Below are 21,329 nucleotides of genomic sequence, written 5' to 3' on the forward strand. Positions count from 1 at the left end.
CATGACGGACACGACGGTGCGCGCTTCGGCGCGCGTACGCGACCTGCTCGCGCAGATGACGCTCGAGGAGAAGACGGCGCAGCTCGTCGGCTACTGGGTCGACCAGGGCGGCGAGGTCGTCGCCCCGCTGGCCGACGAGATGGTCACGACGACGAAGTACGCGGATGCCACGACCCACGGCCTCGGCCACCTCACCCGGGTCTACGGCACACGCCCGGTCGACCCGGTCGAGCGGGCGGCGTGGCTGTGGGGCGAGCAGCGCCGCCTGCAGACCGAGACGCGCCTCGGTATCCCCGCGATCGTCCACGAGGAGTGCCTGACGGGCCTCGCGGCGTGGCAGGCGGCGACCTACCCGACGCCGCTCGCGTGGGGCGCCTCGTTCGACCCCGACCTCGTGGCCGAGATGGCCGTCGCGATCGGCGAGTCGATGCGCGAGCTCGGCATCCATCAGGGGCTCGCTCCCGTTCTCGACGTCATCCGCGATCCCCGCTGGGGGCGCGTCGACGAGTGCATCGGCGAGGACCCGTACCTCGTCGGGACGATCGGGACGGCCTACGTCCGCGGTCTGCAGTCGACGGGGGTGGATGCCACGCTGAAGCACTTCGTCGGATACTCGGGCTCGCAGTCCGGCCGCAACCATGCGCCGGTCCACGCGGGACCCCGCGAGCTCGCCGACGTCTTCCTGCCGCCGTTCGAGATGGCCCTCCGCGACGGCGGCGCGCGATCGGTCATGAACAGCTACGCCGAGATCGACGGCGCTCCGGTCGGCGCGAGCCCGTACTACCTGAGCGAGGTCCTCCGCGGACGCCTCGGGTTCGAGGGGCCGGTCGTCGCGGACTACTTCTCGGTCGCGTTCCTCCACTCCACGCACGGTGTCGCCGCCGACCTGGGCGAAGCGGCGGAGCTCGCCCTGCGCGCCGGGATCGACGTCGAGTTGCCGACGCTCGACGCGTTCGCCGGTCCCCTGCGCGACCGCATCCGCTCGGGGGCGCTCGACGAGGGCGTCCTCGACGATGCCGTCCTGAGGGTCCTCGCGCAGAAGGAGCGCCTGGGGCTGCTCGACGCGGACTTCGCCGAGCCTCCCGCGAGCGTCGACCTCGACGGGCCGCGCCACCGCGAGCTCGCGCGGCGCCTCGCCGCCGAGTCCGCCGTCCTGCTCTCGAACGACGGCACGCTGCCCGCGGCAGCGCCGGGGCGCATCGCCGTCCTCGGTCCGAACGCCGACTCGTCCGAGGCGCTCATGGGCTGCTACTCGTTCGTGAACCACGTGCTCGCCCACCACCCCGGCACACCCGCGGGCATCGAGATCCCGACCGTCCTCGACGCGCTGCGCGCCGAGTACCCGGCGGCGCGGATCGAGTCGGTGCGCGGGTGCGACGTCGAGGGCGAGGACGCGGCGGGGATCGCGGATGCCGTGGCCGCGGCATCCCGGTCCGACCTGGCGATCGTCGTGGTCGGCGACCGCGCCGGCCTGTTCGGCCGCGGCACCGTGGGCGAGGGCAACGACGTCGACGACCTCGAGCTGCCGGGTGTCCAGCGGCGCCTGGTGGAGGAGGTCGTCGCGTCGGGCACCCCCGTCGTCGTGCTCGTCCTCTCGGGGCGGCCCTACGCGATCGGGTGGGCGCTCGACGGCGCCGCCGCGCCCGCGGCGGTCGTGCAGTCCTTCTTCCCGGGCGAAGAGGGCGCCGACGCCCTCGCGGGGATCGTCTCGGGTCGGGTCACCCCGTCGGGCCGCCTGCCCGTTTCGCTCCCCCGCTCGGCCGGTGCGCAGCCGTTCACCTACCTGCACCCGCGCCTCGGCGGACGCAGCGACATCACGAGCGCCGACCCCACGCCGGTGCGGCCGTTCGGGTTCGGACTGACCTACTCGACGTTCGCGTACGAGGACCTGCGGGTCGCGACGCAGGCCACCACCGGCGACGGGCTCACCGCGACGGTCACGGTGCGCAACACCGGCGAGGCCCCGGCGACCGACGTCGTGCAGCTGTACGGTCACGACGTCGTGGGCACGACGACACGGCCGTCGGCGCAGCTGCTCGCCTACCAGCGTGTGCCGCTGGGGCCGGGCGAGACGGCGATCGTGGAGTTCCGCGTGCCGCCCGCCCGCCTCGCCTACGCCGGCCGCGACGCGGTGCGCGCGGTCGAGCCGGGACGCGTCGACCTGTGGGTCGGGCCCTCCAGCGCCGACCGCGAAGCGACGGCCTCGGTCGAGTTCACGGGTGAGGCGTACGTCATCGGACCGGACGACGCGCGGCTGGCGACGGCATCCGTCCTCGAGGGTGCCGTCGTCAGTCGGTGACGACGAGGGCCGCCTCGACCGGGAGCCGGTCGGCCGAGCCGCCGGCGGCGATGCGGTACGCGCCCGGCTGCACCCACAGCGCGCCCTCGTACAGCCAGCCCTCGGGCGCGCCGTCGACCCGGATCGTGTCGTCCCAGACCGCGAGGCGCTCGACGGCGAAGGGGACCTGCACCGTGCGGGTGGTGCCGGGCTGCACCCGCACGCGGGCGTACCCGAGTAGCAGGCGGCGGGGAGCGGCGATGGGCAGCTCGGGCGCGACCGCGTAGACCTGCACGAGCTCCTCGACGGCCCGTGCCGACGTGTTCGCGACCGTCACGGTCGCGACGACGACGCTCTCGTCGACCCGTGGGTCGAGGGCGGGATGCCGGTGGCCGGGCGCCGGAGCGGCGACCTGGGCGGCATCCACCGTCACCGCCGTGTAGGCGACATCACCGTAGCCGAGCCCGTGACCGAAGGCGAACGCGTACGGGTCGGGCTGGTGCCGGTAGGTCGCCTGCTGTCGCTGCGTGTCGTAGTCGAACAGATCGCCGGCCTGCGCGGGGTGGGCGGGCCACGACTGGGCGAGGCGGCCGGTCGGTTCGCGGTCGCCGCTCAGCACGTCGAGCAGGCCGTGTCCGAGCTCCTGGCCGGCGTGGCTCGACCACACGACCGTCTCGGCGTCTGCGGCGTCCGCGAGGACGTAGGGGAAGCTCGAGACGACCGTGAGGATGCTGCGCGGGTTCGCGTCGCGCGCGGTGCGCCAGAGATCCGTGGCGGCGGCCGGCAGCGACAGGTGCGGCCGGTCGACGGTCTCGCGCCCCGACAGGTGCGGATCGTTGCCGACGGCGACGATCACGACGTCCGCCGCCGCGGCGGCGCGGGCCACCTCGTCGCGGCCCGAGACGACCGTCTCGACCTCGAAGCGCGCGGCCTCGTCGAGGGTGACCGCCTCGGCGGCGAGCTGCCCGATGTCGCGCACGACCCGGACCCACCGGCCCGAGCCGAGGTGCAGGAGCGACCACGTGCCGTCCTCGTGGACGTGACGGCGGAAGCTCTCCTGCACGACCCAGCCGCCGACGCGCGTCGCGTCGGCGCGCATCGGCCAGCCGGCGCCGGTGAGCAGCCGGCCGGTCGCGTGCGACCGCAGCGTGAGCACGCCGTCGCCCCAGTCGGTCACGTCGAACAGCGTCGTGTCGGTGCGGGTCGCGGTGACGGCGTCGACGAACGCGCCGTCGGCCGTCGCGGCGACGTAGCCGGAGGGGGCGCGCAGGGCGACGGTGTCGGCTCCCGTGACCACCTCGACGTGCTCATCGGGGTACCGGTCGCGCACCCCCTGGGCGATCCCGACCTCGTAGGGTGGCGTGCCCGAGTACCAGTCGGTGAGCACGAGATCGGCCAGCGGTCCGACGACCGCGACCGATGAGGGCGGCGTGAGCGGAAGGATGCCGGCGTCGTTGCGCAGCAGCACGACCTGGCGCGCCGCGGCGACCCGGGCGAGCTCGCGGGCCTCCGCGGTGTCGATCTCGTCCGGGGCGATCCCGGCGTACGGATCGTCGTCGCCGTCGAACTCGCCGGTCCGCACCCGCATCTCGAGCAGACGCAGCACCGCGGCATCCACATCCGCCTCGGTCAGCAGCCCCGCCGCGAGCGCCCCGCGGACGGCCTCGAGGGTGGGGCCGGCGTCGGGGCCGTCGTCGGTGAACGAGTCCATCCCGCTCGTCACGAGCGCCGCGGCGCCGTGCACCTTGTCGGGCTGCGCGCGCTGGACGGTCACGAGGAAGGTGGGGGCACCGGCATCCGACACGACCGTGATCGACTCGTCGCTCCAGCGGCGCGCCTCGGCGACGAGCTCAGGCTGCGTGTGCGCCGGCACCCCGTTCACCCGGTTGTACGCGAGCATCATGCTGCCCGCGACCTTCTGCTCGATCGCCGGGCGGAACGCGGGCAGCTCTTCTTCGTGGAGGGTGCGCAGCGACATCTCCGACGACGTCGCCGACCGGTCGGTCTCGTTGCTGTAGGCGAGGAAGTGCTTGAGCGAGGGCACCGTCTTCCACACGCGCGGGTGGTCGCCGCGCAGCCCGCGGCTGTACGCCGCACCCAGCTGACCGGTGAGGTGCGGGTCCTCGGAGTACCCCTCCTCGTTGCGCCCCCACGCCGGGTGGCGGAGCGTGTTGACGACGGGGGCCCAGACGTTCAGGTCGACGTCGGCGCCCGACGCGCGCTTCGCGCGGACCTCGGTCGCGACGAGGTCGCCGATCCGATCGATCAGGTCGGGGTCCCAGGTCGCGGCGAGGCCTACCGGCTGCGGGAACACCGTCGCGACCCCCACCCAGGCCAGCCCGTGCAGAGCCTCGCAGCCGGTGTGGAAGGGACGGATGCCGAGACGGTCGACCGCCGGCATCGCCTGGTGCAGCATCGCGAGGCGCTCCTCCGGGGTCAGCCGGTCGAGCAGGTCGCGCGCCCGCTCGGCGAGGGGCAGGTCGACGCGGCGGAAGGCCTCGGCGCTCACCCCGCCGCCTCCACGCTGACGCTGCCGGCACCGGTCGCCGACGCCGTGCGGTCGCCAACCTGCAGGCTCCACGGCGCACGCGCATCGCTCGACTCGGCCGTGATGCGACCGCCCTCGCGGCGCACGCGGAACACGGTCGCGGGCGTGCCGTCGAAGCCGGGGACGATCGTCTCGGCGTCGTACCCGTCGGGCAGCTCGAAGCAGCGCAGGGTGACCCCGTCGGCCCAGTCGTAGTCGGGTCGGTCCTCGCGGGCGCCCCACGGCAGCACCGTGCCGGGCCGCACCCGCAGCGGGACGGAGTCGTACCCGTGGCGCTCGGCGTGCCAGCGCCGCCCCTCCGCGACATCGCCGGTCAAGAGCGAGGTCCATCGCCCGTCGGGGAGGTAGTACTCGACGTCGCCGTCCTCACCGAACACCGGCGCCACCATCAGGGCGTCACCGAGCAGGTACTGCACGTCGGCGTCGTGCGTCGTGCGGTCGTCGGGGAATTCCAGCACGAGCGGACGCATCATCGGGATGCCGTCGGTGTGCGCCTCCTCCGCGACCCGCGCGAGGTACGGCATCAGGCGCAGTTTCAGGCGCGTGAACAGGCGCGTGACCTCGACCGCCTCCTCGTCGAACGCCCACGGCACGCGGACCGTCCCCGATCCGTGCAATCGCGAGTGCGACGAGAGCAGACCGAACGCCAGCCAGCGCTTGAAGACACCGGCATCCGGCGTGCCCTCGAACCCGCCGATGTCGTGACTCCAGTAGCCGAACCCGCTCATCGCGAGCGACAGGCCGCCGCGCAGCGTCTCGGCCATCGACAGGAGGGTCGAGTCGTTGTCGCCGCCCCAGTGCACCGGGAACTGCTGCCCGCCGGCCGTCGCCGAGCGCGCGTAGAGCACCGCTTCGCCGACGCCGCGCTCCTCTTCGAGCACGCGGAACACCAGCGCGTTGTAGAGCTGCGGATAGTAGTTGTGCATGCGCTGCGGGTCGGAGCCGTCGTGCCACACGACGCCCTCGGTGGGGATCCGCTCGCCGAAGTCGGTCTTGAAGCTGTCCGCGCCCTGCCGGACGAGTCGGCGCAGGTGTTCGCCGAACCACTCGGATGCCTCGGGGTTGGTGAAGTCGACAATCGCCATGCCGGCCTGCCACATGTCCCACTGCCAGACGCCGCCGTCCGTGGTCTTGAGCAGGTAGCCCTTCTCGGCCGCCTCGGCGAACAGTGCGGAGCGCTGCGCGATGTACGGGTTGATCCACAGCGACACCTTCAGACCCCGCTCCCGCAGCCGCGCGAGCTGACCGTCGGGGTCGGGGAACATGCGCGGGTCCCACGTGAAGTCGGTCCACTGGAACTCGCGCATCCAGAAGCAGTCGAAGTGGAAGACCGACAGCGGCAGCTCGCGCTCCCGCATCCCGTCGACGAACTCCGTGACGCTCGCCTCGTCGTACGCCGCCGTGAACGACGTGGTCAGCCACAGGCCGAAAGACCAGGCGGGTACACGCGCGGGCCGACCGGTGAGCGCCGTGTACCGGCGGAGCACGTCCTTCGGCTCGGGGCCGGCGATCACGTAGTAGTCGAGCGTCTCGCCGGGGACGGAGAACTGCACGCGCGAGTTGATCTCGGATCCGACCTCGAACGAGACGGCGTCGGGGCTGTCGACGAAGACGCCGTAGCCGCGGCTCGTCAGGTAGAACGGCACCGACTTGTAGGCCTGCTCGCTCGAGGTGCCGCCGTCGGCGTTCCACGTGTCGATGGACTGCCCGTTCTTCGTGAACGCACCGAACCGCTCGCCGAAGCCGTAGACCCGCTCGCCCGGTTCGATCGACAGCTGCTGGTGGACGAAGGTGCCGTCGGGTCCGCTCATGTGTCCGATCGACCGGGGCAGTGATGTCGTGAGGACGCGGTCGCCCTGCTCGAACGCCATCCGCCACGCCCCCTCGCGCGAGACGCGGACGCGGAGGTCACCGGCATCCAGCACCGCCTCGGCGTCGTCGACGGAGACCGTCGGCAGGTACCCTTCCTGCGCCGTCACCGCGAAGTCGGGTCCGCGGTGCGCGGCGCCCGCGTGCCGCTGCACCCGCACCCGGATCACCCCGGCCGCCGGCGCCGTGAACGTCGTCGTGATCAGCGGGCGGTTGAGCGTGTCGCCGCGGTGGCGGATCTGCGCGGTGGGCGCGTAGACCGTGAGACTCCCCGCCTCGGCGTCGGCACGGACATCGTCCACCGTGCTCGCGTACAGCCCGGTCACTCCGGGCCGCATGAGCCAGTAGCCGTCGGTGAACTTCATGTCCTTCGCCTTTCCGTCACGACCCGCGCGTCCCCCCTCGGGACCGTCACGTGCTCGTCCATCTCGTCATCCGTCAACAGGTCGATCCACGCGCCCGGGAGCGGGATCGTCGCATCCTCCATGGAGCGGTTCAGCAGGAACAGCGCGTCGCCGCGGCGCACCGCCTCGACTCCGGGCACGGGCTCGGCGAGCGCACCGGCGACCCCGGCCGCCGCGAGGACGTCGCCGACGATCCCGTCGAGCAGCGCGTCGTCGACGACCGCGCCGACGTACCACGCGCCGCCGTGGCGCGTCACGACCGGCCGCCCGGCGAGGTCTCCCTCGGCGAAGGCCACGACCGTCTCGGCCCCGTCCGAGCGGAGCTTCTCGGCGAGGACCGAGGCGACGGATGCCGGGTGCCGCCCGTTCTCCGAGGCGAGGGCGACCCCCGCGTCGGGGAGCGCGACCCACTCCTCGCCGCTCGCGCCGATGAGGTCGCGCAGGAGCGCCGGCGAGCGGCCCGTCAGTATGTGGCCGCGCTCGTCGGCGACGCCGCTGAACGGTCCGATCACGACCTGCGCACCGGCGGCCGCGGCCTCCGCGAGGCGCGCGGCGTCGCCGGGGCGGAGGACGTAGCCGTGCGGCAGGACGACGACGTCGTAGCCGGTGAGGTCCGCGTCGAAGCGCACCACGTCGACGGGCACGTCGCGCCGCCACAGCGCGCGGTACCAGCGACGCACCTGGTCGATGCCGTCGAACCGGGTCGTCGGGCGAGCGGGTTCGTCGGACGCCCACCACGAGGACCAGTCGAACAGGAGGGCCGTGCGCGCCGGGACGCGCCCGCTGACGACGGGCCGCAACCGCTGCAGGTCGCTCCCCTGGCGGCGGACGCCCGCGAACACCTCGGTGTCGGCGCCCGCGTGGGGCAGCATCGCCGAGTGGAACCGCTCGGCGCCGGCGGTCGACTGGCGCCACTGGAAGAAGCAGACGCCGTCGGCACCGCGCGCGACGGCCTGCAGCGAATCCAGCCTCGCCCGCGCGGGCGTCTTCGGGAGGTTGTGAGGCCGCCACTGCACGGCGCTGATCGCCTGCTCCATGAGCAGCCACGGCCGGCCGCCGCCGAGACCGCGCATGAGGTCCTGGGCGAAGGCGATGTCGGCGGGACTGTCGGGATCGGCGGGGTCGGGGTACTGGTCGTCGCTCACGACGTCGACGTCGTCGGCCCACGACCAGTAGTCGACGTGCGCGAAGGGCCCCATGAAGTTGGTGGTGATGGGCTGCGTCGCGCCGGCCTCTCGGATCGTGTCACGCAGCTCGCGGTAGCAGTCGCGCAGCTCGTCGGAGGTGAACCGGCGGAAGTCCAGCGACTGCGTCGGGTTGATGAGGTACGGCGCGCGCCGGGGCGGCAGGATCTCGGACACGTCGGCGTAACGCTGCGCCCAGAAGGCTGTGCCCCACGCCTCGTTGATCCCCTCGATCGACCCGTACCGGCGCAGCAGCCACGCGCGGAACGCCCGGGCGGCCTCGTCGCCGTGGTCGATCTGGCCGTACTCGTTTCCGACGTGCCACATCCGGACGGCGGGATGCTGTGCGTACCGCGCGGCGAGGTCGGCCGTGATCGCCCGCGCAGCGTCGCGGTACACCCGCGAGGACGGCGCGAACTGGTTGCGGGACCCGGCCACGAGTCGCACGCCGTCGCGGTCGACCGGAAGGGTTTCGGGATGCCGCACGCCCAGCCACGGCGGCGGCGAGGCCGTGGGGGTCGCGAGGTCCACGGCGATGCCGCCGGCGTGCAGCAGGTCGAGCACCTCGTCGAGCCAGCCGAACTGCCGGGCGCCGGGGGTCGGCTCGATCTCGGCCCAGCTGAACACGCCCACCGTGACGAGGTTCACCCCCGCCTGCTGCATGAGCTCGACGTCCTCGCGCCAGACCTCGTGCGGCCACTGCTCGGGGTTGTAGTCGCCACCGAAGAGGATGCCGCGCTCGGCCGTCAGTTCGGCGAAGGCCGCGGCGGCAGCAGGGGTCATGACCGAGGGCCTTTCAGCGATATGGACGACGGTGTCGAAGCGCTTCAACGATTCCAACCTATACTAGCGATCAGGACCGTGTCCATCGGTCCGGCGGGCGGCGTTCCCGGCTCATGACGAGCAGATACGCTCGATCCACCCGGGTGTCGGAGCAGACCCCGCGGAGAAGGAGTGTCCATGACCACGATCGCGGACGTGGCGCAGGCCGCGGGGGTCTCGATCTCGACGGTGTCCTACGTGATGAGCGGCAAACGGACGATCTCGCAGGAGACGCGCGAGCGCGTCGAGCGGGCGATGGCCGACCTCTCCTACAGCCCGCAGGCCAGCGCCCGATCGCTCGCCTCGCGTTCCACGAGCGTCCTCGGTCTGCAGGCGCCGATCCGCGCAGGCGTCGACGTGCACGTCGTCATGCAGATCGTCGCCGGCGCCCTCAAAGAGGCACGCGCGCATCACCACGACATCCTCCTGCTGACCAGCGACGACGCCGCGGGGGTGGAACGCGCCGCACGGGCGGGCATGGTCGACGGCGTCCTCATCCTCGACGTCGAGACGAGCGACCCGCGCGTCGGTGCGCTGGCCGAGCTCAGCATCCCGGCCGTGCTCATCGGACTGCCGGATGCCGCCGACGACCTCGTCTGCGTCGACTTCGACTTCGAGGCCGCCGGCCGACTGGCCGCCCAGCGGCTCGCCGAGCGCGGCCATCAGTCCGTCGCCCTGCTCGGCGCCCCGCCGCAGGTGCAGGCCCGGCACACGTCGTACTCCGACCGCCTCATGCGCGGGTTCCTCGCCGCGAGCGAGGCGGCCGGCCTCACCGCGCGCGCCCTGCCGTGCCCCTCGGGCCCGGGCGCGACCGAGGTCGTCGACGCCGTGCTCGCGGAGTCCCCCGACACGACGGCGCTGTTCGTCCACAACGAGGCCGCGCTCCCCTTCATCGCCGCCCGCCTCATGGGAGCGGCGGACACAGGCCCCGTCGAGATCCTCGCGCTGAGCCCCGCCGAACTCGCCCTGCACGTGCCGGGCGTCTCGGACGTCATCGACCTGCCGGCCGAGACCCTCGGCGCGCGGGGCGCCCGGGCGTTGCTCGACGCCATCGGCGGCACGCGCGGACCGGGGGCCGAACTGATCGCCCCGCGTTTCGCCGATCCGACGGGCTGACGGATGCGGATCGATCCGGAGAACCGCGCGGTCCAGGGCCTGACGAGCTTCCTCGAGTTCGTCGCCCTCAACATCCTGTTCCTCGTGTGCTGCGTCCCGATCGTGACGATCGGCGCCGCCACGAGCGCGCTGTTCGAGGTGACTCGGCGCTACTCGGACGAGGAGAGCGGAAGGCCGGTGCGCGACTTCCTCCCCGCCTTCGGCCGGAACTTCCTCGCAGCGACCGGGCTCAGCCTCATCCTGCTGTCGGCCGCCGTCGCGCTGGCCTTCAGCGGCGTGTTCTGGCTGTCCTCGCCCGAGCCGCTGTTCACGGGTCTCGCGGTGCTGGGCTTCGCGGCTGCGGCCTACGCGATCGCTGCGTTCCTGCACGCGATGGCGCTCGTCGCCTCGTACCGGGCGCCGTTCCGTCAGACGCTCAAGAACGCGCTCCTGCTGCCCGCGGCGGAGCCCCTGCGCACCCTCGTGCTGCTCGTCATCCCGGTCACCGTGCTGTGCCTCGTGATCGTCTTCCCGCCGACGATCTTCCTCGTCGCGACGATCGGTTTCTCCGTCGGCGCCTACGGCTGCGCGTTCCTGTTCCGCAGCATCCACAGGCGCCGCTCCGGCACCGCCACCTGACGCGTCCCCCACGCGCCCGCGCCCCGCCCGTCTTCCCCGTCTGCAGCGACGATGGACGGCGACGACGCACGGTCATCTCTGGCGAGAGGCGATCACCAAGAGGACTGAATGAACGGCCGCGACGATCGCTCCGCCGACAGCCAGAGCAATCGCACCTCCACCCCAAGATGTCGAGAACCCGAGAAGCACGCCGATCAGGGCGAGGACGACCCCCAGGGCGAACCCTCCCCAACGCTCAGTCGTCGTCATGGTCCCGAGTCGAAGAAGCAGTAATGGACGAGGCCCGCGCCGATCGCAACCGTGAGCGGCAGCGTGGGTAGGAACACGGTAGCCGCGATGGACGCAGAACAGGGAAGGGCCCCGCCGGATCATCCGACGGGGCCCTTCGTCACTGCGGTGGCTGAGCTCAGCCGCCGAACTCCGCAGCGACCGCCTTGCGCGCGGCATCCTGCTCTTCAGCCCTGCTCATGTCGACCTCGAGGACCTTGTCGTAGCCGAGGCCCGTCGCGGTCTCCTGCAGCGAGGCGAACAGCGAGTCGAACTGCGCGTCGTTCTCGGCGAACACCATCTGCCACGAGGTCTGCACGATCGCCGCCTTGGCCTGGTTGCGCAGCGTCTCGATCTCGGACGAGTCGGCCTCCGGGGTGTAGCTCGCGCCCGGCCCGACCAGCAGCTGGTCGTTCTCGCGCAGGTAGTCCATCGTCGTCGTCGCGCCCATCTTGGCCGACCAGTCGTCGGTCACCGGGTTGCTCGTCTCGGCCTGATACGTCGGCCACAGCTTGTAGCTGTACGGGAAGCCGGTGTTCGGGTCGGTGTCGATCGGCAGGACCGCGCTGATGTTCAGCTGCGAGGCGCCGTCGATGTAGCTGCCGCCGCCCCACTCGGCCGGGACCTCGGCGTCACCTTCGAAGAACACCTTGTGACCCAGCTCGTTGAGCTCGGGCTCGCCGTCGGCGTTGATCTCCCACGTGAGGCCCTGAGGTCCCGCGGCGCCCTGCGTCTGGCTGTTGTTGGCCAGCGCACCCTCGGGCGAGAACAGCCAGTCGATGAACGCGGCGATGCGCTCGGGGTCCTCGGCCTTGGAGCCGATCGCGAACACCTGCTTGCCGCCGTACGCCTCAGCGCCGTACGAGAAGATGTTCATGTCGTCCATCGGCGCCATCATGAAGCCGCGACCCTCGTTGACGTTGGCGTCCGTGTTGTAGGCCGCTTGACCGAGCCACGGCCAGAACGAGTACAGGACCTGCCCGTTCTGATACTTCGTCCACAGGGTGTCGTAGTTCTGGGTCGTCGAGTCGGGGTCGAGGATGCCGAGCTGGTTCGCCTCGTAGAAGAAGCGCAGCGCACGGACGTACTGGCCGTCGTCGTCGAGGATGCCCTGGTACTCCGAGCCGTCGCCCTTCGCGAGGGCGAAGCCGACCTCGTCGAAGCCGTAGTAGGTGGTGGGCTGCTTGGCGTTGTTCAGCATGTTGCCGTCCCAGTCCTTGAACAGCGAGACCGCGTAGGTCTTCTGTCCGTTCGGGGCGGTGGGCTCGGCATCCTGCATCTTCTTGAGCACCGGCAGGAGGTCCTCGAGCGTGCCGATCTCGGGGTAGCCGACCTCTTTGTAGAGGTCCCAGCGCAGATAGGGACCGAAGGTCGGGTCGAGCCCCTCGGAGGGCTCGGTCGGCTTGAGCGAGGACACCTGCGAGGGGAAGGCGTACGTGGCGCCCAGGTCCTCGTTGATGCGGTCGACGGCGGCGTCGAAGCGGCCGACGTTCTTCATCGCCGGGTAGAAGCTCTCGGAGTCCAGCAGCAGACCGCCCTCGGCGAGCTCCTCGAGGCGCTGGCCCTTGTCGGTGATGATCAGGTCGCCGAGGTCACCCGCCGTCACACGCGTGTTGAAGAGCGTGTCACCGCCGCCCGCGACGTTCGGGGCGATGATGTTGAGCTTCATGTTGAACTTGTCCTCGACGAGCTTGCCGAACCAGCCCTCCTGCATGCCCATGTAGTTGGCGAGGCCGTCGAACACGTCGATCGTGATCGGCTTGTCCCATTTGTCGGGGAACTCGGAGATGGCCTCGCGCTCTTGATTCGCGGCGGGGCCGGTGCAGGCGCTCAGCAGCCCGACCGTCGCCAGAGCGGCGACGGCGCCGATGGCCTTGCGTGATAGCTTCATTGCTTTCCTCTCGGTGGTGTGACCGGGATCGGTCGATTCAGCCCTTGACCGCGCCGAGCATGATGCCCTTGACGAAGAAGCGCTGGAACAGCGGGTAGACGAAGATGATCGGCAGGATGACGATCACCGAGATCGTCATCCGGATCGACGTCGGGGTCTGGCTCGTGGCCGCGTCGACGATCGAGGTGAGGTTGCCGCCGTTCTGCATGGCCAGGGCCAGGCTGTTCGCCTGGTTGATGAACATGTAGAGCAGGTACTGCAGGGTGTAGAGACTCTGGTCGGTGATGTAGATGAGGGTGTCCTGGAAGCTGTTCCACTGCGCCACCGCCGAGAAGATCGCCACGGTCGCGAGGATCGGCGTCATGTTGGGCAGGTAGATCCGGAAGAAGATCTGCAGGATGTTCGCCCCGTCCATCTCGGCCGCCTCCTGCAGCTCGCTCGGCATCGCCTCGACGTAGGTCTTCACGAGGATGATGAAGAACGGCTGCACGACGAACGGCAGGACGTAGACCCAGAAGTTGTTCGTCAGTCCGAGGTTGCGGACGATGATGAACACCGGGATGAGGCCGGCGCTGAAGTACATCGTGATGATGACGAAGCGGTACCAGAACTTGCGACCCCACATGCGGGTCTGCGTGAACATGAAGCCGAGGAACGCCGAGGCGAGTACCGCCGCGACGGTGCCGATGACGGTTCGACCGACCGAGACGATCGCGGCCTGCGTGAGCCCGCCGAGCTGGAACACCTGCTCGTAGTTGGAGAAGTGGATGCCGCTGGGAAGCCACCGGATCTGTCCGAGAGCGGCGAGGTCGTTCGAGCTGATCGAGTTGATGATCAGGTAGTAGAACGGGTAAGCGCAGACGAAGGCGAGCGCGAGGAAGACGCCGTAGTTGACGATCGCGAAGACGAAGCGGCCCGACATGTCGGTGCCCCGTCGGATCTCGCGGCGGGTGGGAGTCGTGGTGACCATGACGGTGCGCTCCTGACTCAGACGATGGATTCGCCGCGCACGCGCTTGGCGATCCCGTTGACGGTGAACAGGAGGATGACGGAGATGAGGCTCTTCAACATGCCGATCGCCGTCGCCATCGACAGGTTGTTGCCCGTCATGCCGATGTTGTAGACGTACAGGTCGAGCACCTGGATGTAGTCCTTGTTGAAGGCGTTCTGGAACACGAAGTACTGCTCCATCCCGTTGTTGAGCAGGTTCGCGATCGACAGCAGCAGGAGCACGAGGTAGGTCGGCATGAGCTGCGGGACGGTGATGTACCACATCTTCTGGAAGCGTCCCGCGCCGTCGATCTCGGCCGACTCGTAGAGCGACTGGTCGATGCCGGCGATCGCGGCGAGGTAGATGATCGCGCCCCAGCCGAGCCCCTTCCAGATCGACCAGAGCGTCATCGTGATCCACACGTTCTGGTCGGTGTCGAGGAACTTCACCGGCGTCGTGATCAGGCCCGCATCCGACAGGATGCCGTTCACGAGGCCCGAGCTCGAGAAGAGCGAGAAGGCGATCATGTAGACGAGCACCCACGAGATGAAGTTGGGGAGCGTCGTCAGCGTCTGCACCGAGTTGCGGAACCACGGCGCCTTGATCTCGTTGAGGAAGATCGCGAAGGCCAGCGGCAGGATCGACGTCGCGATCCCGAGGAAGCTGATCGCCAGCGTGTTGATGACGACCTGCCCGACCTGGGCGACCTGGGTCGGGGATCCCACGAGCAGCTGGAACCACTGCAGGCCGACGAAGTCGCTGCCCGCGAGCCCGAGGGCCGGTCGGTAGTCGTACAGCGAGTAGATCCACCCGTAGAGGGGAAAGTAGGAGAACAGGAAGACGAGGACGAGGAACGGGACGATGCACAGGAACATCCGGAACGATCGCCGGTTCTTCGAGAGCCGCTGCTCGGGCCGGTGCGGTGCCTTCTCCTCGATCGTCGCGGCCGCAGCCTCGGTGACGATCGCCTGTTGCGTCATCGGTCGTGCCGAATCGCACGCTCGGACATGTGCCGGGTCATCTCACTCCTTCGTGATCGAAGCGCTTCCCTCGTTCGCCGTCGAACACCCGTCGAACCGCTTCGATACGAAGATAACGCTCGATCGGGGCAGCGTCAAACATCACGTTTCGGTCACACGAAAACGCCGCCCCGTCCGGTCGGCGGGGCGGCGTTCAGTTCGCGCGGAAAGTGCAGGTTGGCGCGGCTATCGCGACCACTGTGCGGCGGGTGTCAACGGCACGAGCGGTGGCCTCTCGACGGCCGTGTCGAGAGTCACGCGACGCCCCTCGGCCGACGACCGCAGCAGGCTCTCCATCGCGTCGAGCACGTGCAGGGCCAGCGCGCCGCTCGCGCGGCCGGGCCCGCCCGCCGCGACGGCGTCGATGAGCCCGATGCCGCGGCCGGAGCCCTCGTACCCGGCCGAGGCGAGGACTGCACGCCACCCGTCGTCGCCCAGCTCGTTCAGCCGGACCTCGCCGTCGAACATGTTCGGGTCGGGCACGACGAGCGATCCCCGGTCGCCGTGCACCTCGATCGGCGGGGATGTCGTCGCGACCGCGTCGAAGCTCGTCACGATCGTCGACACCGCGCCGCCGGCATGCTCGAGGAGCCCGCTCACGTGCGTGTCGACCTCGACCTCGATCCGCTCACCGGCCCGAGGACCCGTCGCGATGGTGCGTTCCGCGCGTGCGCGCCGCGCGGCGCCCGTGACGGCCACGATCGGTCCGAGCAGGTGCACGAGGCTCGTGAGGTAGTACGGCCCCATGTCGAAGAGGGGTCCTCCCCCGGGCGCGTAGTAGAACCCGGGCGCGGGGTGCCACAGCTCGTGACCCGGCGACACCCACGTCGCACTGGCCGCCATGGGCCGGCCGATGACCCCGTCGTCGACGAGCCGACGCGCCGTCTGGATGCCGGTGCCGAGCACCGTGTCGGGGGCCGAGGTGACCCGCACGCCGGCGGCGGACGCGGCATCCAGGATCGCCCGTCCATCGGCGACATGCAGGGCCAACGGCTTCTCGCCGTGCACGGACTTGCCGGCCGCGATCGCCGCGTGGGCGATGTCGGCGTGTGCGGCGGGCACCGTCAGGTTCAGCACCGTCTCGACCTCGGGATCGGCCATGAGCTCATTGACGCTGAGCGCCCGGGCACCGGGGACGGCAGCCGCCACCTGGGCCGCGCGCTCGCTGTCGAGGTCCGCCACCGCCGCGACCCGCACCGACGAGCTCGCCGCGAACAGGTCGAGGTATTGACGGGAGATGACGCCGAGACCGACGATCCCTACGGAGTGCGGGCCGCCCACAGCAGTCCCCTTTCGACGATGGTCCGCACGTGCGGATCGGCCAGCACCTCGGGGGTGTGGCCCGGGGTGGCGACGAAGACGCGACCGGCGCCCCAGAGGCGGGTCCAGACCGCCGGGCTCACGATCGGGCGATGCCACGGGTGGTAGTCCTGCGTCGGATGCGTCGTCGTGGCGAGGACGTCGATGAGGTCGTCGTGCAGCACCCAGTACTGCTCGGTGTGCAGGACGAAGTCGTCGACGCCGGCGGTGATCTCGTGACGTCGGCCGAGGTCGGTGATCTCGATGGTGTGGTCGAGGTAGTTGTCGCGCTCGTCGCCCGGCCGTTCGTCGGGATGCCGGCCCGGGTGGGTCGCGAACTGGCCGCCGACGAGCTGCAGGTAGTCCGAGCTGCCGCGGTACGAGTCGGCGATCCCGCCGTGCCAGCCGGCGAGACCGGTGCCGGCCTCGACGGCGGCGCGGAGCCCTTTCACCGCGGCATCCGAGATCGACGACATCGTGACCGCCTGGACGACGAGATCGGTCTCGGCCATCACGGCGGCGTCGGCGTAGACCTCGTTGGACTCCTCTACGCGTACTTCGAAGCCGTTCTCGGTGAGGAACGGGCGGAACATGTCCGTCGCCGCGACGGGATGGTGCCCGTCCCAGCCGCCGCGGACGATGAGCGCGCGCCGGCCCGTCACCGCAGCTCCGCCGCTCGTCGCGCGGCGACGCGGTCGTAGCGCTCCCGCACTTCGGGACGGGGGTCGGATGCCGCATCCCGGTCCATCTCGACCGGCCACTCCGGCCACGACCCGGCGAGCACGGCGGCCGCCTGGCGGGCCGCGCCCTGGGCGACGTACTCCCCCGGCGACGGCACGGCCACGGGCACGTCGAACACCTGCGCCGCGACGGCGGCGACCGCGGGGTTGCGCGCCGCGCCGCCCACGAGCAGCACCCGCTCGGTGGCGACACCGAGGCTCCGGATCGCCTCGAGCCCCGTCGCGAGGCCTGCGAGCATGCCCTCGACGGCGGCGCGGGCGAGGTTCTCCCGCGTCGTGTTCTCGAGCGACAGACCGTCGAGCGACGCGCGCGCCGCGGGCAGGTTGGGCGTGCGCTCCCCCTCGAACCAGGGCACGAGCACGACACCGCCGGCTCCGGGCTCGGCGGCGGCCGCCAGATCGGTGAGACCGTCGTGGTCGACGCCGAGCAGACGCGCGACGGCGTCGAGCACGCGCGCCGCGTTGAGGGTCGCGACCAGCGGCAGGAACCGTCCCGTCGCATCGGCGAACCCGGCCGCGGTCCCGGTCGGGTCGATCGTCCGGGTGTCACTGACGGCGAAGACCGTGCCCGACGTACCGATCGACACGACGACGTCGCCCGCCGTCGCACCGACGCCGAGGGCGGCGCCGGCGTTGTCGCCCGCACCCGGCCCGACGCGGCGGCCGGCGGCATCCGTCACCCACTCGAGCGGGCCGAGCACGCGCGGCAGCACCGCGTCGTGACCGAGCGCCCCCGCGAGCAGGTCGCGGTCGTAGCCGTCCGACGCGGGGTCCCAGTAGCCGGTGCCCGAGGCGTCCGAGCGGTCGGTGACGAGCTCGTCGAGCTGCGGATTCCCGGGACCGAACCCGCGCAGGCGCCACGTCAGCCAGTCGTGCGGCAGGGCGACCGCCGCCACCCGTGCTGCATTGTCGGGCTCGGCGTCGCGCAGCCAGCGGAGCTTCGTGATCGTGAACGAGGCAACCGGCACCAGACCCGTGCGCTGCGCGAGCGTCTCGGCGCCGAACTCGGCCGTGAGATCGGATGCCGCCTGCCCCGAGCGCGTGTCGTTCCACAGCAGCGCGTCGCGCACCACCGCGCCCGCCGCGTCGAGCGCGACCATGCCGTGCTGCTGGCCCCCGATCGACCACGCCTCGACGTCGTCGATGCCTCCGGCATCCGCGATCGCGCCCTGCAGGGCCGACCACCAGGCCTCGGGATCGACCGCCGTGCCTTCGGGGTGCGACGCGCGACCGGAGCGGACGACCGCCCCGGTCGCGGCGTCGACGATGACGACCTTGCAGGACTGCGTCGACGAGTCGACGCCCATGACGAGCGTCACGTCAGCGTGCGCCCAGCAGGTGCTCGGTCGCCAGCTGCTGCAGCCGCACGAAGCCGCCGCCCTTGCCGCCGAGGTAGACGCTCGGGTCGAAGTCCTCGTACGCGGAGCGGTCCGCGAGGAAGTCCTCGTACGTCTCGCCCGGGTTCAGGGTCGGCGTCGCGAGCTCATCGACCTTGGCGGCCGCGAGGGCCTCCTGCACCTCGGGGTCGGCGCGGAACGCCTGCGCCCGCTCCTTGAGAAGCAGGTAGGTGCGCATGTTGGCGGCCGCGGACTCCCACACGCCGGTCTCGTCCTCGGTGCGGCTCGGCTTGTAGTCGAAGTGACGCGGGCCCTCGTAGGCGGGGACGCCGCCGGGGCCGCCGTTCTCGAGCAGGTCGACGAGCGCGAACGCGTTGTGCAGGTCGCCGTGGCCGAACACAAGGTCCTGGTCGTACTTGATGCCGCGCTGCCCGTTGAGGTCGATGTGGAAGAGCTTGCCGTGGTAGAGCGCCTGGGCGATGCCGGCGGCGAAGTTCAAACCCGCCATCTGCTCGTGACCGACCTCGGGGTTGAGGCCGACGAGCTCGGGCCGCTCGAGCGAGTCGATGAAGGCGATCGCGTGACCCAGTGTCGGCAGCAGGATGTCGCCGCGCGGCTCGTTCGGCTTCGGCTCGATCGCGAAGCGGATGTCGTAGCCCTTGTCGGTGACGTAGTCGCCGAGCAGGTTGACGGCCTCGCGGTACCGCTCGAGCGCCTGGCGGATGTCCTTCGCGGAGTCGTACTCGGCGCCCTCGCGGCCGCCCCACATGACGAAGGTCTTGGCGCCGAGCTCGGCCCCGAGGTCGAGCTGGCGGAACACCTTGCGGAGGGCGAAGCGGCGGACGTCGCGGTCGTTGGCGGTGAAGCCGCCGTCCTTGAACACGGGCGCGCTGAAGAGGTTGGTCGTGACCATCGGGACGATCATCCCGGTCGCGTCGAGGGCGCCCTTGAGGCGGTCGATCTCGCGCTGGCGCTCGGCGTCGCTCGACCCGAAGGCGAACAGGTCGTCGTCGTGGAAGGTGAGCCCGTAGGCGCCGAGCTCAGCAAGCTTCTCGACGGCGTGGACGGTGTCGAGCGGGGGTCGCGTCGGTCCGCCGAAGGGGTCGGTGCCGTTGTAGCCGACGGTCCACAGGCCGAAGCTGAACTTGTCTGCGGGGGTGGGGGTGACCATGTCGCTCCTTCGCGAACCATTAATTGTTGTTAGCAGCAACGTATACCAGGCGCGCCGCCGCCACAAACCCCACGTGATGGCTATGGTGGGTCCGTGACCGAGCAAGGGCGAACCGTCGAATCCGTCCGGCGCGCCAACCTCGGCAGCATCCTGGGGATCGTCCACCGCGAGGGCCCGCAGTCCCGCGCCGCGCTCACCGAGTCGACCGGACTGAACCGGTCGACCGTCGCCGACCTCGTCGCGACCCTCGTCTCGTTCGGCCTCGTCGTCGAGCGCGCACCCGACCCCTCGCACCGCGTCGGCCGCCCCTCCCCCGTCGTCTGCGTCGACCCCGCCGTCGTCGCCATCGCCGTCAACCCCGAGGTCGACGCGCTCGAGATCGCCGCCGTCGGGCTCGACCGCGCAATCCGCGCCGTCGTCGACCTGCCGCAGGAGCACCTCCTCACCCCCGAGGCGACCGCCGACCTCGTCGCCGCGCAGATCGCGACCTGGCGCCGAGCCGAGCTGGCGGACGCCCGCATCCTCGGCGTCGGACTCGCCGTGCCCGGGCTCGTCCGGGTCGAGGACGGCCTCGTCCGCGACGCGCCGCACCTCGGCTGGGTCGACGTGCCCCTGCGCGACGTCGTCGCGGCGGCCACCGGCATCCCCGTCGTCGTCGGCAACGACGCCACCCTCGGCACCGTCGCCGAGCACCTCTTCGGCGCCGCGAGCGGCATCGACAACGCGGTCTACCTCAACGGCGGCGCGAGCGGCATCGGCGGCGGCATCATCGTGAACGGGATGCCGGTGGTGGGCGCCGGCGGCTACGCCGGGGAGTTCGGGCAGAACCGCCCCGGCATCGCCACCCTCGCCGACCGGCGAGCCCGCGACGGCGTCCTGGAGGACGAGGTCAGCCGCGCTCGACTGCTGTCGGTCGTGGGACTGGGCCGCGGCGACGACCGCGAGCTCGGCGACGCGCTCGCGGCGCAGATCGACACCCCGTCGGTCGCGGGAGAGGTCGAGCGGCAGCGCCGCATCCTGGCCACCGCACTCGCGAACGCCGTGAACGTGCTGAACCCCTCCGCCGTCGTGCTCGGCGGCTTCCTCGCGGTGCTCGCGGGACTCGACGTCGCAGCCCTCGAGCAGGCCGTGCGCGCGCAGGCGATGCCCGCCTGCGGCGAGGACCTGCGGATCCTGCCCGCCGGCCTGGCGGATCACCGCCTGCTCATCGGCGCCGCCGAAGCCGTCTTCGAACGCGTGCTGGCGAACCCGCAGCCCGTCTGAGCGGCGCGCGGTTCTCGCCGCGTGTGCCGGATGCAGGGTGAGATGCCCCCGGGGCGCGTCGACACCCCCGTATGCAGCATTGAACCTGCGCTCGGCACACCAACGGCGAACCGTTCTCCGGAGGGATGCGAGGAACGTGCCCCGCAATGCCTCCCTCGAGGCGATCCATCCGGAGAACGGCCCGGGATCCGCCGCCGACGGCGTCAGTCGCCGAGACGCCAGGTGACGAACGGGATGCCGGCGACGCCGTCGCGCGTGCGGTCCGTCGCCCGCCGACCGCGCGCGTGTTCCGCCGGGCGACCGCCGCGGATCTCGTCGAACCGCTCGTGGAGGGCCGACCCGATCCCCCGATCGAAAAGGTCCGGCAGGACGTACAGGCTCACCAGCTCGACGGTCGCCCCGAGCCGCACGTGCAGGAACCCCGTTGGTCTCTCGTCCGCGGCGACGAGCCGCCGCCACATCGGCTCGCGGTCGCGCGCCGCGGCATCCTCAACGGTCGCCGTCCGGAGCAT

At 71.2% G+C, this 21,329-nt stretch carries 15 protein-coding genes; 4 read left to right on the top strand and 11 right to left on the bottom strand.

The genetic code is table 11. From position 1 onward, the window contains the following. Position 1: 1 nt before the first annotated feature. Positions 2-2,299: a beta-xylosidase/alpha-l-arabinosidase gene (locus Q9S71_RS03085; RefSeq protein ID WP_311860443.1), complete on the top strand. Its 2,298-nt coding sequence runs from the start codon at positions 2-4 to the stop codon at positions 2,297-2,299. Here the strand turns inward: Q9S71_RS03085 and Q9S71_RS03090 are convergent. From Q9S71_RS03090 to Q9S71_RS03100, 3 genes are read right to left on the bottom strand one after another with little or no spacing between them, the layout of a single operon-like run. Beyond that, positions 2,289-4,787 (bottom strand): glycoside hydrolase family 3 C-terminal domain-containing protein, encoded by a 2,499-nt coding sequence (locus Q9S71_RS03090; RefSeq protein WP_311860444.1) that lies wholly within the window; start codon positions 4,785-4,787, stop codon positions 2,289-2,291. The genes Q9S71_RS03085 and Q9S71_RS03090 overlap by 11 nt on opposite strands. Beyond that, on the bottom strand, positions 4,784-7,060 hold the full coding sequence (gene yicI, locus Q9S71_RS03095; RefSeq protein WP_311860445.1) for an alpha-xylosidase: 2,277 nt from the start codon (positions 7,058-7,060) through the stop codon (positions 4,784-4,786). Before yicI ends, Q9S71_RS03090 begins: the two co-directional genes overlap by 4 nt. Continuing rightward, entirely contained in the window at positions 7,057-9,066 is a 2,010-nt protein-coding gene (locus tag Q9S71_RS03100; RefSeq protein WP_311860446.1) for a beta-galactosidase, read from the bottom strand. Before Q9S71_RS03100 ends, yicI begins: the two co-directional genes overlap by 4 nt. 177 nt (positions 9,067-9,243) lie before the next feature. Between Q9S71_RS03100 and Q9S71_RS03105 the strand changes: the two genes are divergently transcribed. Further along, the gene (locus Q9S71_RS03105) at positions 9,244-10,221 is read left to right on the top strand and encodes a LacI family DNA-binding transcriptional regulator (protein WP_064003712.1); all 978 of its coding nucleotides are present in this window, start codon (positions 9,244-9,246) and stop codon (positions 10,219-10,221) included. Between the two features lie 3 nt (positions 10,222-10,224). Continuing rightward, on the top strand, positions 10,225-10,839 hold the full coding sequence (locus tag Q9S71_RS03110; RefSeq protein WP_311860447.1) for a YesL family protein: 615 nt from the start codon (positions 10,225-10,227) through the stop codon (positions 10,837-10,839). Positions 10,840-11,245: 406 nt separating this feature from the next. Here Q9S71_RS03110 and Q9S71_RS03115 read toward each other — a convergent pair whose 3' ends face one another. The 7 genes from Q9S71_RS03115 to xylA form a co-directional block, all read right to left on the bottom strand. Next, positions 11,246-12,997, bottom strand: a complete 1,752-nt coding sequence (locus Q9S71_RS03115; protein WP_311860448.1) for a type 2 periplasmic-binding domain-containing protein — start codon at positions 12,995-12,997, stop codon at positions 11,246-11,248. Positions 12,998-13,034: 37 nt separating this feature from the next. Next, positions 13,035-13,967: a carbohydrate ABC transporter permease gene (locus tag Q9S71_RS03120; RefSeq protein WP_311860450.1), complete on the bottom strand. Its 933-nt coding sequence runs from the start codon at positions 13,965-13,967 to the stop codon at positions 13,035-13,037. Between the two features lie 17 nt (positions 13,968-13,984). Further along, positions 13,985-14,968 carry an ABC transporter permease gene (locus Q9S71_RS03125; protein ID WP_311860451.1) on the bottom strand — a complete coding sequence of 328 codons (984 nt, stop codon included), beginning with the start codon at positions 14,966-14,968 and terminating at the stop codon, positions 13,985-13,987. Between the two features lie 225 nt (positions 14,969-15,193). Further along, complete coding sequence (locus Q9S71_RS03130) at positions 15,194-16,288, bottom strand: Gfo/Idh/MocA family protein (protein WP_311860452.1); 1,095 nt, start codon at positions 16,286-16,288, stop codon at positions 15,194-15,196. After that, positions 16,267-16,968: a ThuA domain-containing protein gene (locus tag Q9S71_RS03135; RefSeq protein WP_311860453.1), complete on the bottom strand. Its 702-nt coding sequence runs from the start codon at positions 16,966-16,968 to the stop codon at positions 16,267-16,269. Before Q9S71_RS03135 ends, Q9S71_RS03130 begins: the two co-directional genes overlap by 22 nt. Next, positions 16,965-18,365, bottom strand: a complete 1,401-nt coding sequence (gene xylB, locus Q9S71_RS03140; RefSeq protein WP_311860454.1) for a xylulokinase — start codon at positions 18,363-18,365, stop codon at positions 16,965-16,967. Before xylB ends, Q9S71_RS03135 begins: the two co-directional genes overlap by 4 nt. A gap of 1 nt (position 18,366) precedes the next feature. Continuing rightward, on the bottom strand, positions 18,367-19,554 hold the full coding sequence (gene xylA / locus Q9S71_RS03145) for a xylose isomerase (RefSeq protein WP_217529638.1): 1,188 nt from the start codon (positions 19,552-19,554) through the stop codon (positions 18,367-18,369). A gap of 93 nt (positions 19,555-19,647) precedes the next feature. On the opposite strand from xylA, the gene Q9S71_RS03150 reads away from it, so the two are divergent. Beyond that, positions 19,648-20,817 (top strand): ROK family transcriptional regulator, encoded by a 1,170-nt coding sequence (locus Q9S71_RS03150; RefSeq protein ID WP_311860455.1) that lies wholly within the window; start codon positions 19,648-19,650, stop codon positions 20,815-20,817. Between the two features lie 203 nt (positions 20,818-21,020). On the opposite strand, the gene Q9S71_RS03155 is transcribed toward Q9S71_RS03150, so the two are convergent. Further along, entirely contained in the window at positions 21,021-21,329 is a 309-nt protein-coding gene (locus Q9S71_RS03155; protein WP_311860456.1) for a hypothetical protein, read from the bottom strand.

Source organism: Microbacterium gawkjiense (assembly GCF_031932225.1).
Classification (GTDB): Bacteria; Actinomycetota; Actinomycetes; order Actinomycetales; family Microbacteriaceae; genus Microbacterium; species Microbacterium gawkjiense.

Coding starts and splice junctions, on each gene's coding strand:
- Q9S71_RS03105 (WP_064003712.1), top strand. CDS start 9,244: ATGACCACGATCGCGGACGTGGCGCAGGCCGCGGGGGTCTCGATCTCG.
- Q9S71_RS03085 (WP_311860443.1), top strand. CDS start 2: ATGACGGACACGACGGTGCGCGCTTCGGCGCGCGTACGCGACCTGCTC.
- Q9S71_RS03120 (WP_311860450.1), bottom strand. CDS start 13,967: ATGGTCACCACGACTCCCACCCGCCGCGAGATCCGACGGGGCACCGAC.
- Q9S71_RS03100 (WP_311860446.1), bottom strand. CDS start 9,066: ATGACCCCTGCTGCCGCCGCGGCCTTCGCCGAACTGACGGCCGAGCGC.
- Q9S71_RS03110 (WP_311860447.1), top strand. CDS start 10,225: ATGCGGATCGATCCGGAGAACCGCGCGGTCCAGGGCCTGACGAGCTTC.
- Q9S71_RS03115 (WP_311860448.1), bottom strand. CDS start 12,997: ATGAAGCTATCACGCAAGGCCATCGGCGCCGTCGCCGCTCTGGCGACG.
- Q9S71_RS03125 (WP_311860451.1), bottom strand. CDS start 14,968: ATGACGCAACAGGCGATCGTCACCGAGGCTGCGGCCGCGACGATCGAG.
- yicI (WP_311860445.1), bottom strand. CDS start 7,060: ATGAAGTTCACCGACGGCTACTGGCTCATGCGGCCCGGAGTGACCGGG.
- Q9S71_RS03155 (WP_311860456.1), bottom strand. CDS start 21,329: ATGCTCCGGACGGCGACCGTTGAGGATGCCGCGGCGCGCGACCGCGAG.
- xylA (WP_217529638.1), bottom strand. CDS start 19,554: ATGGTCACCCCCACCCCCGCAGACAAGTTCAGCTTCGGCCTGTGGACC.